The 16,505-nt window shown below is 71.2% G+C and carries 17 protein-coding genes and 1 pseudogene; 5 read left to right on the top strand and 13 right to left on the bottom strand.

Going from position 1 to position 16,505, the window contains the following annotated elements; genetic code table 11:
- The first annotated feature begins 31 nt into the window (after window positions 1-31).
- Both CURTO8I2_RS02690 and CURTO8I2_RS02685 read left to right on the top strand, forming a co-directional pair.
- On the top strand, window positions 32-970 hold the full coding sequence (locus tag CURTO8I2_RS02690; RefSeq protein ID WP_159678457.1) for a peptidylprolyl isomerase: 939 nt from the start codon (window positions 32-34) through the stop codon (window positions 968-970).
- Entirely contained in the window at window positions 928-1,512 is a 585-nt protein-coding gene (locus CURTO8I2_RS02685) for a GNAT family N-acetyltransferase (protein ID WP_159678455.1), read from the top strand. Before CURTO8I2_RS02690 ends, CURTO8I2_RS02685 begins: the two co-directional genes overlap by 43 nt.
- Here the strand turns inward: CURTO8I2_RS02685 and CURTO8I2_RS02680 are convergent.
- Entirely contained in the window at window positions 1,509-1,961 is a 453-nt protein-coding gene (locus tag CURTO8I2_RS02680) for a hypothetical protein (protein WP_159678453.1), read from the bottom strand. The two genes, CURTO8I2_RS02685 and CURTO8I2_RS02680, sit on opposite strands and share 4 nt — an antisense overlap.
- Window positions 1,962-2,277: 316 nt before the next feature.
- On the opposite strand from CURTO8I2_RS02680, the gene CURTO8I2_RS02675 reads away from it, so the two are divergent.
- Entirely contained in the window at window positions 2,278-2,574 is a 297-nt protein-coding gene (locus CURTO8I2_RS02675; RefSeq protein ID WP_159678452.1) for a hypothetical protein, read from the top strand.
- Window positions 2,575-2,583: 9 nt separating this feature from the next.
- Here the strand turns inward: CURTO8I2_RS02675 and CURTO8I2_RS02670 are convergent, their stop codons facing one another.
- Genes CURTO8I2_RS02670 through CURTO8I2_RS02650 form a run of 5 tightly spaced genes read right to left on the bottom strand, consistent with a single transcriptional unit; the run spans window position 2,584 to window position 6,875 of the window.
- Entirely contained in the window at window positions 2,584-3,369 is a 786-nt protein-coding gene (locus CURTO8I2_RS02670) for a sulfite exporter TauE/SafE family protein (RefSeq protein WP_159678450.1), read from the bottom strand.
- Between the two features lie 6 nt (window positions 3,370-3,375).
- A complete protein-coding gene (locus CURTO8I2_RS02665) occupies window positions 3,376-5,058 on the bottom strand; it encodes a bifunctional protein tyrosine phosphatase family protein/NAD(P)/FAD-dependent oxidoreductase (protein WP_159678448.1) in 1,683 nt (560 codons plus the stop codon).
- Between the two features lie 16 nt (window positions 5,059-5,074).
- Window positions 5,075-5,488, bottom strand: a complete 414-nt coding sequence (locus CURTO8I2_RS02660) for a DUF6691 family protein (RefSeq protein ID WP_159678447.1) — start codon at window positions 5,486-5,488, stop codon at window positions 5,075-5,077.
- Window positions 5,485-5,907, bottom strand: a complete 423-nt coding sequence (locus tag CURTO8I2_RS02655; RefSeq protein WP_201295521.1) for a YeeE/YedE family protein — start codon at window positions 5,905-5,907, stop codon at window positions 5,485-5,487. The genes CURTO8I2_RS02660 and CURTO8I2_RS02655 overlap by 4 nt, the downstream gene beginning before the upstream one ends.
- Before the next feature lie 11 nt (window positions 5,908-5,918).
- Window positions 5,919-6,875, bottom strand: a complete 957-nt coding sequence (locus tag CURTO8I2_RS02650; RefSeq protein WP_159678444.1) for an MBL fold metallo-hydrolase — start codon at window positions 6,873-6,875, stop codon at window positions 5,919-5,921.
- Window positions 6,876-7,002: 127 nt separating this feature from the next.
- Between CURTO8I2_RS02650 and CURTO8I2_RS02645 the strand changes: the two genes are divergently transcribed.
- Window positions 7,003-7,650, top strand: a complete 648-nt coding sequence (locus CURTO8I2_RS02645) for a peroxiredoxin (RefSeq protein ID WP_159678442.1) — start codon at window positions 7,003-7,005, stop codon at window positions 7,648-7,650.
- Window positions 7,651-7,676: 26 nt separating this feature from the next.
- A pseudogene (locus tag CURTO8I2_RS02640) lies at window positions 7,677-7,955 on the top strand (metalloregulator ArsR/SmtB family transcription factor); the annotation flags it as partial.
- A 140-nt stretch (window positions 7,956-8,095) separates the two neighbouring features.
- On the opposite strand, the gene CURTO8I2_RS02635 reads toward CURTO8I2_RS02640, so the two are convergent.
- The 7 genes from CURTO8I2_RS02635 to CURTO8I2_RS02605 form a co-directional block, all read right to left on the bottom strand.
- On the bottom strand, window positions 8,096-9,043 hold the full coding sequence (locus CURTO8I2_RS02635) for an aldo/keto reductase (protein WP_159678438.1): 948 nt from the start codon (window positions 9,041-9,043) through the stop codon (window positions 8,096-8,098).
- Window positions 9,044-9,198: 155 nt separating this feature from the next.
- Window positions 9,199-9,906, bottom strand: coding sequence for a DUF4349 domain-containing protein (locus CURTO8I2_RS02630; RefSeq protein WP_159678436.1), 708 nt, complete (start codon window positions 9,904-9,906; stop codon window positions 9,199-9,201).
- 89 nt (window positions 9,907-9,995) lie between these two features.
- Window positions 9,996-10,340 carry a GFA family protein gene (locus CURTO8I2_RS02625; RefSeq protein WP_159678434.1) on the bottom strand — a complete coding sequence of 115 codons (345 nt, stop codon included), beginning with the start codon at window positions 10,338-10,340 and terminating at the stop codon, window positions 9,996-9,998.
- Between the two features lie 27 nt (window positions 10,341-10,367).
- Window positions 10,368-12,182 (bottom strand): carboxypeptidase regulatory-like domain-containing protein, encoded by a 1,815-nt coding sequence (locus CURTO8I2_RS02620; protein ID WP_159678432.1) that lies wholly within the window; start codon window positions 12,180-12,182, stop codon window positions 10,368-10,370.
- Window positions 12,179-14,431, bottom strand: coding sequence for a hypothetical protein (locus CURTO8I2_RS02615; protein WP_159678430.1), 2,253 nt, complete (start codon window positions 14,429-14,431; stop codon window positions 12,179-12,181). Before CURTO8I2_RS02615 ends, CURTO8I2_RS02620 begins: the two co-directional genes overlap by 4 nt.
- A complete protein-coding gene (locus tag CURTO8I2_RS02610; protein WP_159678428.1) occupies window positions 14,428-15,576 on the bottom strand; it encodes a BatA domain-containing protein in 1,149 nt (382 codons plus the stop codon). Before CURTO8I2_RS02610 ends, CURTO8I2_RS02615 begins: the two co-directional genes overlap by 4 nt.
- On the bottom strand, window positions 15,573-16,502 hold the full coding sequence (locus CURTO8I2_RS02605) for a DUF58 domain-containing protein (RefSeq protein WP_159678426.1): 930 nt from the start codon (window positions 16,500-16,502) through the stop codon (window positions 15,573-15,575). The genes CURTO8I2_RS02610 and CURTO8I2_RS02605 overlap by 4 nt, the downstream gene beginning before the upstream one ends.
- Between the last annotated feature and the right edge of the window lie 3 nt (window positions 16,503-16,505).

The raw sequence follows: 16,505 nt of genomic DNA, 5'->3' as shown, positions 1-16,505 counted from the left end.
AATCGGGATCTGTCTTCCGGGGAATCGATCCATGCGCCAGCTGCCGCGCCACGCCTTGTCTGCCACCCTCGCCGCCTGCGTGCTCGCGCTGGCCGGCTGCGCCACGTCCGGCGCACCGACGACCACCGAGACCCGCTCCACGCAGGAGTTGCTGGACGCCTCCACGCCCGCGGACTGGCGCACGCCCGATCCGGCCAACCTGCTGTACATGGACGTCGACGGCGGCCGTGTGGTGATCGAACTGGCGCCGGCGTTCGCGCCCGAACACGTCGCCAACATCCGCACCCTCGCCCGCGGCGGCTTCTGGAACGGGCTCACGCTGTACCGCTCGCAGGACAACTTCGTCGTGCAGTTCGGCGACGTCACCGAAGAAGGCGCACCCGGCAAGCCGATCGGCAGCGCACGCGCGAAGCTGCCGGCCGAGTTCGACCGCGCCTCTGCCGGGCTCGCGTTCCACGCCCTGCCCGATGCCGACGGCTGGGCGGCGCAGGCCGGTTTCGCCGACGGCTTTCCGGCCGCGCGCGACGACCGGAACGGCGCCGGCCGCGCGTGGCTCGCGCATTGCTACGGCACGCTGGGCGCGGGCCGCGACATGGCGCCCGATTCGAGCAACGGCACCGAGCTCTACATCGTCACCGGCCAGTCGCCGCGCCAGCTCGACCGCAACATCACCACCGTCGGCCGCGTGCTGCAGGGCATGGAACTGCTGAGCGTGCTGCCGCGCGGCACCGGCCCGCTGGGTTTCTACGAGGATCCGACACAGCGCACGCCGATCCGCCGCATCCGCCTCGCCTCCGAAGTGCCCGCGGCCGAGCGCACGCCGCTGCAGGTGCTGCGCACCGATACGCCCCTGTTCGACGCGGTGGTGGAGTCGCGCCGCAACCGTCGCGACGACTGGTACGTGCGCCCCGCCGGGCACATCGACCTGTGCAACATCAGCGTGCCGGTGCGCACCCCGCCGGCCGGCTGAGCGTGGTGCGGATCGAGACCGGACGCCTGCTGTTGCGTCCACACGCGATCGAGGATTTCGACGCGCTCCGGGCGATGATCCGTGACCCCGAGGTGATGCGGCACATCACCTCGATCGTGCCCAGCGACGAGGACATCTGGAACCGGCTGCTGCGCTACATCGGCCACTGGACCGCGTTCGGCTTCGGCATCTTCGCGGTCATCGAACGCGAGACCGGCCGCTGTATCGGCGGCGCCGGTTTCGCGGATTTCCATCGCGGCCTCGGCAACGCTTTCGCCGCCTCGCCCGAAGGCGCGTGGGTGTTCGCGCAAGAAGCGCACGGCCGCGGTATCGCCTCGGAAGCCACGCAGGCGATGCACGACTGGTTCGACGCACAGCCCTTCGGCGGACGCAGCGTCTGCATCATCAACCCGGACAACACGCCGTCGCGCAGACTGGCCGCCAGACTCGGCTACGTCGAAACCGGACCGACGCAGTACCACGGCGAGACCACGCTGACCTTCGAGCGCCTGGCGCCAGGGGCCCTCGAGCGAACGGTCTAGAGCGCGTCCACCAGGCGGATCTGCGATGCGTCCGTCACCCTGAGCTGGGTCTGGTAGTAGTACGCGCCAACGGGAATGCCCTGGTACGAGAACGAGATCTGCACGCGCTCGGCGATGCCCTCCACCAGAATCCTGCGCCCTCGCAGCGCATCCGCGGGAGGCGCACCGAGTGAGACCTCGAGCGCCTCGGCGGCCGGCCTGGTGATCACGATCGCCAGGTTCCGCTGATCGCGGTAATCCAGTTCGGAACTGAGATAGGTCACGTCCGGGGTGGCTTCCGACCCCCGCACGTCCATGATGAAGACACCGGCAACCCCATCCGGTGCGGCCGCGTTGGCCAGCTCGACCGCGCGCACGGACGTGATGCTCGAGGCGGTCTCCGGCGAGGTGCTCGCGCCTGCGGTGAGCGCGAGGGTGCAGCCCACTGCGAACGTCTTCATCCAATCCATGGTCAGGTGCGCCTTCCGGTCGTTCTGCGGGGTGTGCGCTCGATCTTCCCAAACGGGGGCCGCGCTGTCATCGGATGTGGCCGCGGGCGCCATCAAGCACGACCTGCGGACCACCACGGGATGGCGCTGCGGGAGCGCGTCCGCGACAACGCGTCGTCTCCGACCTCATCGATCGACGACCGCGTGCGGATCGACACCGCCACTGGACATGCACGCGATGGCATTCACCCGCGCGCGAGCACCCGCGTCTCGTCACGTCGGCTTTCCGTTTCGCTGCCTAGCCTGCACGTCATCCCCGCCCCACAAGGACACCGACATGCCCATGCTCCGCATCCGCCTCACCGGCAGCGACGACACCGCGCGCGCGGTGATCAATCTGCTGTCCAGCGTGGAAGGCATCGAACACGTGGAAGAGATCGACGATCTGATGCCGCACATGGACGATGCCGACTCCAGCTCCGCGGGGCTCAGCGATGTCGCCGGACCGAAGATGCACGAGATCGAAGTCGAGGTCGGCAACCCGTCGACGGGCCGCAAGGTCCGCGAGGCCGTCGAAGCACTGGCGTTCGATCTCGACGCCGTGGTCGAGTTCGAAACCGAAGAAGAAGGCTGAGCCCCGCGCTCAGCTTCCGAGCAAAGCGCGCGTACTGCGCACGAGCATGTACAGCGCGACCGCGAAGATCAGCCCCGCGAATACGAGGTTGAGCGCGCCGCGCGAACGCGACAGGCGCGTGGCCAGTGACGCGCCGAAAAGCCCGCCCAGCAGGCCACCGCCGACGAACACGCCGGCCAGCGTCCAGTCGATGAGTCCCGAGCGCGCGTAGTTCAATGCGGTGGTCAGGCCGAACGCGGTGACCGCGACCAGGGAGCTGCCGATCGCCAGCAGCATCGGCATGCGCGTTGCGGCGATCAGGCCGGGCACGATCAGAAAGCCGCCGCCGATCCCGAAGAACCCCGACAGCGCGCCGGCAAGCCCACCGAACCCGGCCAGGCGCGGGGCGGTGCGGCGGTCGAGACGGACGTCCGCGTTGCCACCCGCGCCGCGTCCGCGCAGCATCAGCGCGCCGACGACCAGCATCAGCAGCGCGAACAGCAGCAACAGCTTCTGACCATCGATCGCCTTGCCGAGTGTGGAGCCGCCATAGGCGCCGATCACACCGGCCGCCGCGAATACCGCCGCGCAATCCCAGCGCACGTTGCCGCGACGCGAATGGTTGCCTAGATTCATTGCGGCATTCGCCGCCACCGCGAGCGCGCTGGTGCCGATGGCGACATGCGGATTGTCGACGCCGACCACGTAGACCATCAGTGGCACGGCGAGGATCGATCCACCGCCACCGACAAGCCCGAGGGTGAAACCGACCAGCACGCCGGACATCACGCCCAGCAGCAACTGCAGGAGGTCCATCGTCGCTCAGCTCGCCGTCGCGGTATCGCGGGGCTGGGGCGCGCACAGCCATTCGCGCCCCTTGAGCATCGCGTTCCAGTACAGCGCCGGGAGCGCTTCGGACTTGAGATGCCAGGCCAGGCGCGAGGGCTTGCGGCCGTCGATGAGCCAGCGCGGAAACGTCGGCATCAGCGTGCCCCCGTAGCCGAACTCGGCGAGGACGATCTTTCCGCGCTCGACGGTCAACGGGCAGGATCCGTACCCGTCGTAGGCGGCAGGCAGCGGCAGGCCGTCGAGCGTCGCGAGCACGTTCTCGGCCACGACCGGCGCCTGTTTGCGCGCCGCCGCGGCGGTCTTGGCATTCGGCGTGCTGGTGGCATCCCCCAGCCCGAACACGTTCGCATGCCGTACGTGGCGCAAGGTGTCCGCTTCGACATCCAGCCAGCCCGCCGCGTTGGCGAGCGCACTGCCGCGCACGACGTCGGGCGCACGCTGTGGTGGGCACACGTGCAGCATGTCGAAGCCGACGACCTGCTCGGTGGCGGCGCCGTCAGGGGTCTGACGCTGGAACGTCGCGCTGCGCGCGCCGCCATCGACCGCCACCAGTCGCGAACCGAGTTGCAGATCGATCGCGTAGCGCTCGATGTAGTGCATCAGCGCCGGCACGTAGGCCTCGACGCCGAAGAGCACCGCGCCGGCAGTGTGGAACTGGATGTCGACATCACGCAGCACCCCCTGCCGCCGCCAATGATCGGCTGAGAGGTACATCGCCTTCTGCGGCGCGCCGGCGCATTTGATCGGCATCGGCGGCTGGGTGAACAGCGCGCGCCCGCGCCGCAGCTGCTGCACCAGCGACCAGGTGTAAGGCGCGAGGTCCTGCCGGTAATTCGATGTCACGCCGTTCCGGCCGAGTGCATCGCGCAGGCCCGGGATGCCGTCCCAGTCCAGCGTCAGCCCGGGCGCGACGACCAGCACGCGATAGCCGATGCACTCGCCGTTCTGCAGCGCGATTTCATTGCGCGCGCAATCGAAGGCGGCTGCCGCCGAGCGCTTCCAGGTCACACAGTCGGGAATCAGCGACGCCATCGGACGGAGGGTCTGATCGAGATCGAACACGCCAGCGCCAACCATCGTCCAGCCCGGCTGATAGGCATGCTGCTCGGCGGGGTCCACCACGCAGATGCGCAGACCGGGACGACGCTTGAGCAGGCTCGCCATCGTCGCCAGGCCTGCGGCGCCACCGCCGATCACCACGACATCGAACACGTCGCGTGACGTCGCGCCCGGTGCAGCGGCCGCTTCGAGCTTCGGCCGCAACGCAGAGAGGTCGTAGCCGGCGCGCTGGGCGTCGGCGAGCACGTCGTCGACCGGACGCCGCCGCGCCTGGCCCAGCGCCCACAGCGTCGTCGAGCGCGTGCCGGTGCGGCAGAACGCGAGCACAGGTCCACGCGCCTGGGCGAGTGCGGCCTCGAACGCGTCCGCATCGGCTGTGTCGATCGCGCTGCCGACCACCGGCTGGTGCACGAAGTCCAGGCCGTGCCGGCGCGCTTCCGCGGCGAGGGCGGCGGTGTCGGGCTGGTCCTCGGCTTCGCCGTCGGGCCGGTTGCCGATCAGCGTGGTGAAGCCGGCCTCGGCGATCGCGGGGATGTCGTCGAGGGTGATCTGCGGGGCGACCGACACGCGGTCATCGAGCTTGGCGTAAGCAGGCATCGGGATCCCTCCGGGATCAGGCGGGCGCGTGCAGCGCGCGATGAAGGGCCATGCCGGCGAGCATGGCGGCGGCGAATGCGAGGAACGGGGTCTGCAGCGTGACGAGGGCTGCGATCGCAGGCCCTGGGCAGAGCCCGACCAGGCCCCAGCCGATGCCGAACAGCGCGGCGCCGCCGAGCAGGCGCGCATCGATGCGCCGGTTGCCGGGCACGTGGAAGTCCGCCGCGGCGAGCGGCTGCAGTCGACGCCGGCGCCAGGCATAGGCCAGCGCCGAGGGCACCAGGGCCGCGCCCATCACCAGCGCCAGCGCCGGATCCCAGTCGCCGGCGACATCCAGGAACGCCAGCACGCGTTCGGGATTGACCATGTCCGAGACCACCAGGCCGGCACCGAACAGCAGGCCGCAGAGCAGCGCGATCAGGCGGATCACGCGCCACCCCCGATGCCGTGGCGCACGACGAAAACGGTCAAGGCCGCGGTCGCCATGAACACGCCGGTCGCGGCCAGCGAGCGCGGCGACAGCCGGGCCAGGCCGCAGACGCCGTGACCGCTGGTGCAGCCCGATCCCAGCCGCGTGCCGTAGCCCACCAGCAGGCCGCCGGCGATCAGCAGCGGCCAGGACGCGGTGACCTCGAACGCCGGCATGCGGATCCACGCCATCGCGACCAGCGTGCCGACGAGCAGCCCGGCGATGAACAAGGCCGACGCCACGCGCGTGCCGCCGGGCCCGAGGCCGGTCGCACCGGCCAGCAGGCCCGACACGCCCATCACCCGGCCGGCAAGGATCAGATACAGCGCGGCCGCGGTGCCGATCATCAAGCCGCCGGCGACCGGCCAGCCCCAGTGCAGCGCGGCGACGCTCACAGCGCGTCCACCGGCAGCTTGAGGTAGCGCACGCCGTTGTCTTCCGGCTCGGGCAGATGGCCGCCGCGCATGTTCACCTGCACCGACGGCAGGATCAGCTTCGGCATCGACAGCGTCGCGTCACGTGCCTCGCGCATGGCGACGAAGGCCGCCTCGGTCACGCCGTCACGCACGTGGACGTTGCCGGTGCGCTGCGCGCCGATCGTCGTCTCCCACGCGAACGCATCACGTCCCGGCGCCTTGTAGTCGTGGCACAGAAACAGGCGGGCCGCCTCGGGCAGTGCGAGCAGACGGTGGATGGAGCGGTACAGCTGGGCCGCATCGCCGCCGGGGAAGTCGCAGCGCGCCGTGCCGTAGTCGGGCATGAACAGCGTGTCGCCCGGGAACACCGCATCGCCGATCACATAGGCCATGCACGCGGGGGTGTGGCCGGGCACGTGCAGCGCCACCGCTTCGAGGCCACCGATGCGGAAGCGGTCGCCGTCGGCGAACAGCTGGTCGAACTGGCTGCCGTCGCGCGCGAACCGCGTGCCGGCGTTGAAGATCTTGCCGAAGACCTCCTGCACGGTCGTGATGTGGGCACCGATCGCCAGCCGTCCCCCGACCCGCGCCTGCAGCAGCGGCGCAGCCGACAGATGGTCGGCATGGGCATGGGTTTCCAGCAGCCAGTCGACGCGCAGACCATGGTCACCGACGTAGTCGATGAGGTGGCGCGCCGACTCGTCTGCGGTGCGGCCGCTGGGCGCGTCGAAGTCGAGCACGCTGTCGACGATCGCGCAGGCCGGGCTGTCCGGATCGCGCACCACGTGACTCACCGTGAATGTGGCCTCGTCGAAGAACGACGCGACCACCGGGCGCGGGTGTGCGCCCGCCAGGGTCTGCTCCACCAGTGCGCGCGCCGCGGCGAGCGGCGCGTCCGGGTTGGCGGTCGAGGGCACGACAGGCTGCGACATGACACGGCTCCAGATGAGGTGAGGCTACATTTTCATACTTTGCGAAAGTGTGCAAGTATGTGCGCGCCACGTCGACATCCTGCCCACGCGGCTTTAGCGTGGGCCGCCCCGGACCCGCACACCGCCCATGCCCGACCTCCCCGCCTCGCCCGCCCATCCGCCCCTGCGCCTGCACGAGCCGGCGCCGGCATTCCGCGCCCGCACCACACAGGGCGATCTCGCGCTGGAGGACTACCGCGGCCGCTGGGTGCTGCTGTTCTCGCATCCGGCGGATTTCACCCCGGTGTGCACCAGTGAATTCATCGCCTTCGCCCGCGCCCAGGCCCGCTTCGACGCGCTGGACTGCGCGCTGCTCGCGCTGTCGGTCGATGGCCTGTTCTCGCATCTGGCCTGGCTGCGCGACATCCAGACGCGCTTCGGGGTCACGATCGGATTCCCGGTGATCGAAGACCCGTCGATGGCGATCGCACGCGGCTACGGCATGGTCGATCCCGCTGCCGGCGACAGCGCGACGACACGCGTGACCTACGTGATCGACCCGCAAGGCATCGTGCGCGCGATGAGCTGGTATCCGATGGAGGTCGGTCGTTCGGTCGAGGAACTGCTGCGGCTGGTGACCGCGCTGCAGACCGCCGACCGCGAGCGCGCCGCCACTCCGGAAGGCTGGCAGCCCGGCGGTCGCCTGCTCGAACCCGTGCCGCTGGACGCCGAGGCCGCGCTGGCTGTACAGCCGGCCGACGACGAGGCCTGGTACTTCCGCTGGCGGGCGCCATGACCATGGCGACCGCCGACCTGGACGCAATGAAGGCGCAGGTGCCCGAAGTGGCCGAACTGCTGCGCACGATCGCCACGCCCACGCGCCTGCTGCTGCTGTGCCAGATCGCCCAGGGCGAGCCGTCGGTGGCCGATCTCGAACGCGATCTGGGCCTGCGCCAGCCGGGGCTGTCCCAGCAGCTGGCCGAGTTGCGCCGGTTCGATCTGGTCAAGACCCGGCGTGAATCGCGCTCGATCCACTACTCGATCGCCGATCCGCGCGTGCGCACGCTGCTCGGCGCACTGCACGCGATCTTCTGCGGCGACGGCGCGGGTCTGCCCGCACTGGGCGCTGAGCCTCTTGCCGAGCCGGCGCGCGGTCCGGCGTCGTCGACACAGGCGGCGCGCTTCGCCCGCGTCGTGCGGTAAGCCGCGCGGGGTGCAGGGCCAACGCCGACCCGACTGGGTCAGGCGCTCGGCAACGCCTCGATCAGCCTGGCCATGCGCTCGCGCTGCGCGGTATCCGGCAGGCGCCCACGCCCGGCCCCGAGATTGTCGACCAGGTTCGAAGCGCGGCTGGTCGCCGGCGTGACGCAGGTGACCGCGGGGTGCGACAGCACGAACTTCAGGAAGAACTGGCCCCAGGTGGCCGCACCGAATTCCGCGGCCCAGTCCGGCACCGGCGTTTCCCCCACGCGCTGCCACAATCGCGTGCGGCCGAACGGCGCATAGACCAGCACGCCGATGCCACGTTCTGCCGCCAGCGGCAGGATCGTCTCTTCGACATCGCGGTTGTCGACCGCGTAGTCGACGCCGATGAAATCCAGAGGTTCGTTGCGCATCGTCTCGATCAGCTTCGGATACGCCGGCTTGCTGGTCGAGGTGACGCCGATGTAGCGCACGCGCTTGGCGTCCTTCAGCTCCTTGAGGATGCCGAGCTGGGTCGGAATGTCGCCCAGGTTGTGCACCTGGATCAGATCGATCGTGTCGCGCCCGAGACGCGAGAACGAGGCTTCGATCTGCGCGCGCGCCGCCGCCGGATCGGCCTTCGCATCCGCGTCGCGGCCGGCGACATTGACCTTGGTCGCCCAGAACACGCGATCGGCGATGCCGAGATCCTGCACCGCCTTGCCGGCGACTGCTTCCGAGGCGCCGTAGCTGGGCGCGGTGTCGAACACGGCGCCGCCCTGGTCGACCAGCGTGCGCAGTACTTCATTGAGGGCGGATGCGTCGTCGCGCGCGGTCGACGAAAACGTCGCGGAGCTGCCGAGACCGACGACGGGAATGCGCTGGCCGCTCGACGGAATCGGGCGCGTCCGCATCGGCGCAGGCGTGGCGGCGAACAGCGCGCCGGGCAATGCCAGCGACAGGCCGGCACCGAGTGAGAGTTTCAGGGCATCGCGACGGGTGACCATGGCGTCCTCCTTGCAGGGATGACGCAGACGGTGCCTGCGTCTTGAACCGGCGCGGTCCCGGATCTGCGCGGCGCGACCGGAATGCCGGCATGACATGCGGCGTCCCGAGTCTGCAGCAGCCCATCGCCCTGGGCAACCAACGTGCGTTCCGGAGCTCAGCCGCGGCGACGCCGCCGCCACAGCGCACGCAGCAGGGCGAACAGCGCGACACCGACGATCGCCAACGGGAACAGGAACGCAGTCGCACGGATCGTCCAGGCGGTGCCGGTGGCGAGGGTGCCACCGAACTCGCGGAACGCGGCGCCGATCTCGCTGCGCCCCTGTTCGCCATCGCGCGCACGCAGCTGCACGGTCAGCAGTTGGGTGTCGATGCGACGGCGGTGCTGGGCGCCATCGCGACGCGCGGCCTCGATCTGCGCTTCGGTCGCGGCGATGCGCTCCGACAACGCGATCATGTCCGCCACCGACAGATCGCGTCGCGACTCGAACGCCTGCAGCCGCGCCATTTCCTTCGTCAGCCGGTCCTGCTCGGTGGTGTTGTCGCGCACGAGGACCGCGAGATCTTCGGCACGCGTGCTGCGCTCACCGGCCTCACCCCCCTCGCCTGCCAACGCGATCATCGGTTCGATGCCCGCGGGCGCCATGCGCACCACCGCACGTGCGGACGGGCGATCGCCGGCCGACTGCTGCGCTTCGATCAGCGTGCACGCACCGAAGCGCGCATCGCGGCAAGAGGCCTGGATCGCCTGCAGGCGCGGCAGGATGGTGTCGCTGTCGAGCTGCACGCCGATGCTGTGTTCGTAGGCCAGCAACGCGCCATCGGAATCCGCCGTCGGCGCGTTGCCAGCTTCCGCGTAGGCCATGCCGTTCGCGTCGGCGCTGGGGCTTGAACAGCCGCTCGCCAGCGCTGCCAGCACCAGGACCGCGGAGACCCGACGCAGCCGCGCGCGCCTCACAGGCGGGCCCCGTCGATCTGCACGATCTGCAGCGACGCAAGATCGAGTCCGTCGATGCAACGCACGTTGACGCAGGCCATCTCCGTACCATCCGGACCGACGCCGCGGCTGTACGGCGCGATGCCACAGGTCCCGCAGAAATGATGCGCGATGTGGTGGGTGTTGAAGCGATAGGTCTGCGGCGTGCCGCTGCCGGTTTCGCGCAGTGCGTCGGCGGCGGCGAACGCCAGCAGGCCGCCGCGCCGTCGGCACATCGAGCAGTTGCAGTCGTAGACCTCGGCGATGTCGCCGTCCAGTTCAAACGCCAGGCTGCCGCAGTGGCAGCGCCCCGTATGCGCCATCGTCGTCTCTCCGGTTGTACGGCGGGATTATGCGCTGCGTGCGGGCCCTGGCGGCTGCTGACGCCCCGCGCGCGCGCGACCCAGCCCCCACAGCGCAGCAGTGACGCACAGCCAGGCCAGCAGCCACGGCCAGGCGCGGCCCGGGCGTGTCGCCGTCATCGTGTCGGGCGTCGTGTCCGATGCACGCACCAGCGCCTGCGTCGCACGCGCCAGTGCGGCGCTGTGCAGGCCCGCGGCGGCATTGTCGGCGCGGACCAGAAATGGCCAGCTGCCGGAAGCCGATTCGATGCGATGCCATCCGGCCATCGTCGGCCAGATGCCGGCGCACCCGTTCGCCGCGGGGTCGGGCGCGGGCGCGGACGTCGTGCCGTCGGGCGCGTGGAGGCGCGCGTCGGCCTCCAGCCCGCAGACCATCGAAGGGGTGCCGACACGGAATTCGCCGTCGAAATGCGGTGGCTGCACATCACCGGCGCGCGCGAGCGTGTTCGCCCAGCCACTCCACAGGCCGGCGTGCAGATCCGCGCGGCCGGCCAGCGGGAGCTGCCAGCTGTCGGCGAGCGTGACCACACCGATGCGCCCCTGCCCGACCGCCTGCCAACGCATCATTCCGGGCGGCCCATCGCCGGGCGCCGGCGCGCCGCCCGACAGCGGCAGATACGCGAGCGTCGGCGCCGCTTCGCCGGCCAGCAGCGGATCGAACGGGGCGTCGTCGCTGCCCGGCCCCATCCAGGCGCGCAGACGTGCGACATCGTCCGGACCGCCATCCGGTTGCCAGTCGACGGCGCGACCGGTCTCGATCGTCAGGCCGGCGCCGCGCAGCCAGCCACGCAACGCTGCGGACGGCGCCTGTGGCGCATGGATCAGCAAGCCCAGCCCACCACGCACGGCCGTCAGCAACGCCGCACGCGCGCCGGCGCCGAGGCCGTCCCAGGCGCGCGTGTCGAGCAGCACCAGATCCTGTCCGGCGAGCGATGCGGCATCGAATGCGGGTGAATCGCCCATGCCCGCGCCACCACCGAAGGTCGTGCGCCAGCGCAAGGTCAGACCCGCATCCTCGGCCCAGCGCCGCAGGGCCCGCACATCCGGATTCGGCGGTCCCGCGATCAGCAGCACGCGCACCGGCGCGGCCGCATCGACGATCACCGGCATCTGCACGCGCTCGATCTCACGCGCGTCCACGTCGTGCACGACGACATCGAACAGCGTCGCGCCGGCATCGCGCGCGGTCGCGCCCAGCCGGAAACGTCCGGCGTCGTCTGCTTCCACGCTCGACACGACACGCCCCGCCGGATCCAGCAGCGACACGCGCGCCGCAGCGATGCCCGATACGCGACCGCGCACCGCGAACCGCGCACCGGGGCCGATCTGTGTGGGCGCGACGAGTTCGACCAGTCCCGCAGGCGTTTCGGCAGGCACGAACGCAAGCGCGCGACCACCGACCGCATCGCGATCACGTGCTTCGAGTCCATGACCGACGACGACCAGTGCGCGGGCCTCGGGATGCCGACGCAGCGCGGTCGCGAGATCCGGCATGCGCTCGGCGCCTGGTGGTACGTCACCGTACTCGGGCAAGGCGACGACGGTCTCGGCCGCCGGCACCGCGAGACCCTCAGCGCCAGCGGTCAGCACGGCGAGCGTGCCGCGCTCGACCGCCACGGGCGGCGGTAAAAGTCCGCGGAACAGCAGGACCGTCGACAGCAGGGTCAATGCGACGAGCGCGCACGTGCGCCACGCGGCAGGACGTGCGTCGGGCGCTGCACGCAGATGTCCGACGACCAGTCGCAGCACCGCAAGTGCGGCGCCGACGACGAGCATGATGAGCAGCCAGCGTTCCGGGCTCATGGGGCGTCTTCCTGCAGTGCATCGAGATAACGCGTCCCCATCGCATCGGGAGACGCGCGCCGCGCGGGCGCCGGCAGCGGCCGCTGCAGCACGCGCCACAACTGGCCGCGCAAGGCGTGGCGGCAGTCAGCGCAGGCCGCATCGCGTCGCAATGCATCGACCGCGGCCAGCAACGCGAGCGGATCGTCGACCTGGCGCGGATGTGCCTGCGCCCACGCAATCAATGCATCGAGATCCGGCGCATCGTGCCAGGCGAGCGCGCGCCAGGCGTTCGCGGGTGCGGCGTCCGACTCCAGGTCCGGCGCCGGTACGGCGCGTGGCGCGATGCCGTCGCGGTCGCCACCGAGTCGCCGGGTGGGATCGACGGGCGGCAGCACGGAACCCACCCGCGCCAGGTAGATGCGGTCGGCTTCCTGCACCTGCTTGATCAGTTCGAGCGCGCGGTTGGCATGCGGCAGCGCCTCGCGCGGCGCGGCCTGACGCAGGTGCAGTTCCGACTGCCACATCGCCTGCAGCGCGCCGCGCAGGATTTCGCGCGTTTTCGGATCGAGCAGCGTCGCCGCTTCCGGCAGATCGTGGGTGTGGCCGAATGTCGCCAGCACGTCGTCGGCGCGACCGAAGGTCGTCGCGTCCTGCGGTGCGTGGTCGTGATCGTGGTCGTCGTGCGCGGCTGCGCCCTGTGCGGCAGGCGCATCGTCGTGCGCATGACCGTCCTCGTCGTGCGCGTGCGCATCGTCCGCCGCCACCGCCGGCGCGTCGGTCTGGCCGAAGTCGTCGATCGGCAGCGGCTTGCGCGCGGGCGGGGGCGCGTCCTGCGCATCGTCGGTGGGGGGCGGGCGCGAGCCGCCTTCCGACTCTTCGCCGAGGAACTGGCCGTAGCGCAGGCGCAGGATGCGCTGGTCGACGCCGAGTGCATCGGAGCGTCCTTCGAAGGCGCTGCGCTCGATACGCGGCTGTTCGGCGATCAGGGCTTCGGCGTCGATGATGATCTGGCGCTGGCTGCGGAAATACGCGGGCAGCACGTCGCGCGCGAGGCCTTCGAGCCCATCCGCATCGACCGGCGCCGGTGGTGGCCAGCGCAGGATCAGGCTGGCACTGCGGGCACGTTGCGGTTCCGGAACGCGGTTGTCGCGCACTTCGAGCTGGGCGACGAGATCGCCGCCCTCTTCCAGACCGAGCGCGACCGGATCGAGCGTGGTCGCAAACGTCATCGCACGCGCATCGCCGCGTCCGCGCAGCGGCATCGTGCGGTCCTCGAAGGTGATCGCCTCGCCACTGCCGCGCGTGACCGTGATCCGCAGCTGCGCGGTCGACGCGATGCCGTGATCGTCGCTGGCCTCGAACGCCAGCGCCCAGGCGCGCTGCCCGCGCGTATAGGTCGACAAGGTCTCTTCCGGCGTGCGCACGCGCACCTCGGGCGGCCGGTCCGGCACCGCGTCCAGTCGCCAGGGCTGCGCGCGCGCCAGGATGTGGTCGGTGTCGCCATCGACGGCGATGCGGTACAGCCAGGACTGGTCGAGCCGCAGCGTCGCCACCCAGTCCTCGCCGTCGCGCACGAACGCGATCTCGCTGTCGTCGTGCAGCCGCAACGCCACACGCTGCGGCTGTGGCGCGAAGCGCAAGGTCCAGCGCAGCGTCCCGCCCGCGGGCGCCTGTGCGTCGAGTTCGGTCTGGGTGCGCACGGCCTGCCCGGTGTAGGGCGGTGCTTCGATCCGCAGCGATTGCGACTGCAGGACCAGCGTGCCATCCACGGCAGCGGATCCGGACATCGCGCGTGCCTGCGCGTCCGCGCGCGGAGTGATCGGCGGCCACCACACGGCAGCGGCGATCAGGATCGCGCCGGATATCCAGGCGGCCGCGAGTCCGCGCTTCGGCCACGGTGCGGGCGCAGGCGTCCACGGCGTCGACGCGAGGCGTGCCCGCAGACGCGACTGCTGCAAGCGCTGCAGCGCACCGAGCGCCTCGGGGCGCGCGAACACCAGCGCGGCGCTGTCGTCCATGTCGACGCGGCCCGCGTCCAGGCGGCGGGTCAGCCAGGCACGATCGAAGCGCGCCGCGCGCCGCGACGCCAACCACACGGCGGTCGCCAGTCCCACCAGCACGAAACCGGCCGCGAGCGGCACGCCCGCGAATCGCCACGCCAGCGTCGCGATGCCCGCGACCAGCGGCAGCGCGCACAGCAGCACGATCGCGGCCGCGCGACGACGCGCGGCGCCGAGCGTGCGGGTCAGCTGCGCGGTGACGCTCATGTCGTCCGGTTCCGACGCGGCGCCGCGGCCATCCAGCGCTCCAGCGCGAAGACCAGTGCGGCGAGCAGGACCCACCACGGCCGCAGATCGCGCGGTGTCGGCGGCCAGGTATCGGCGCCGGTCGACGGCGCCAGATCCGCCGCGGCAATGCGTCGGGGTGAAGGCGGCGGCTGCAGCAGGTCGCGCAGGCGCGCCGGGAAGTCGGGATCGAGCAGGCCGGGCATCGTCGCCGGATGGACGGCCTGCGCGACACGCACGCAGATCGCCCCGCCGCAGGCGGCGCGTTCGAACAGCGGGTCGCCGTCGGCGCCCTGCCAGACCGGCTGCCAGTCGATCGCTTCGCGCGGCACATCAGGACCCAACAGCAGCACGCGACCAGTCGTTTGCGTGCGCAACGCAGCGGGCGGCGCGGTGTCGTCCCACCACACGGCAATCGCATCCGCACGCGGTGATTCATCTGCGTTGGCGATGCGCAACGCATCGGCATCATCAGGACGCCAGGCGCGCGCGACCGCGCGCAGCACCCGCAATGCCGGATCGTCGGCGGCGATGCCGAAGACATCGAGACGCGGCGGCAGTGTCGGCGGCACGTCCACGTCGGGTTCGCGGCCCGCCACGATCTGCCAGTCGACCGGCCGCGACAGCACGATGCGTCCACCGTCGGCGCCATCGATCGTGTCGGGCACCAGCACGGTCAGCGCGGTGCCGGCCGGTGCGGTCATGTCCAGCTCGCGCAACAGGCTGGCGACACTGGCGCCGGCGCGTGCGGGCGTGGATTCGCGCCCGACTTCCGGAAACCCGGGCGCCAGCCAGCGGGGCGCCGGCGCGCCGTCTTCGATGGGCGGCAGCGCCGTGTCGGCGACGCCGGGCACGATGACGGTCCAGCGCGCCGGCGCGGTTTCGCCGTGCAGGACCGGCCACGCCAGCCACACCGCGAGCAGTGCCAACAGCAGCAGCCGCACCAGCAGCAGCGGCCAGTCGTCGAACCGCAGGCGACGTCGCGGTTTCGGCCGCTCGCGCAACCAGCGCAATGCAGCGAAGGGCGTGGGGCGCGTCGCATCGCGCCGCGCCAGATGCAGCAACAGCGGCAACAGCAACGCGATCAACGCTGCAAGCGCAGCCGGCGCGAGCAGACCGACACTCACGACGCGCGATCGCCGAACAGTGCGCCGAGGACGGCGTCCGGCGGTGCATCGATCACATGCGTGGCGAACCGGATGCCGGCCGCCGCGAATCGCGCCGCCAGCGCCGTACGCGCCGCTTCGAAACGCTGCAGATAGGCCGCACGCAAGGCGGGGCCGTCGCCGAGCAGCGACTCCCCGGCCTCGGGTTCCACGAAGCGGCGCCCGTCGCGGAACGGAAAGTCCCGTTCGTCCGCGGTCAGCACCTGCAGGGCGACCACGTCGCGGCCCGCATTGGCGAGCTGGACCAGTTGTTCGACTGCGGCCTCATCGAACCAGTCACCGATCGCGACCACGAGGTCGCCACGTGCGATGCGTCCCCACGCGGGCGCCAGCGCCTTCGCATCGGGCCATTCGCCGTGCGGCCGCGCCGCAGCCAGCGCATGCCGCAGCCGGTCCCGCTGGCGTGGGCCGGTACCCGGCGTGACCAGCGCGACGCCTGCGCCACCGCACAGCACCAGGCCGCAGGCATCGCCCTGACGCTGCGCGATCTCGTAGACGCAGGTCGCCAGCAGCCGCGCCACATCGAATCGGGAGCGCGTCGGCGCGGCTTCGTCGGCCTGGGTCATCGACGCGGTGGTGTCGAGCAGCAGCCATGCACGGACCGGACTGTCGCGCTCGGCTTCGCGGACGAAGAACCGGTCGCTGCGCGCGTAGAGCTTCCAGTCGATCTGCCGCGGCTCGTCGCCGGACTCGTAGGCGCGGTACTGGGCGAACTCGAGCCCGCTGCCGCGGTTGCGGCTCGCGTGGTGGCCGATGCCCTGCCGGCCCAGGGCATGACGCGGCCGCAGGCGCAGGGTCGCCAGCAATGCGCGCAATGCCGGCGACAGGCCGTCGCCCGCGGCATCGGCCACCGGCGTTCCGGGCGCGTCGGGTCCCGCAGTCGCCATCGG

Source organism: Luteimonas sp. 9C, assembly GCF_902506295.1.
Classification (GTDB): Bacteria; Pseudomonadota; Gammaproteobacteria; order Xanthomonadales; family Xanthomonadaceae; genus Luteimonas.
Note: the sequence above shows the minus strand (reverse complement) of the source record. Positions and strands in the feature narration are given on the sequence as shown.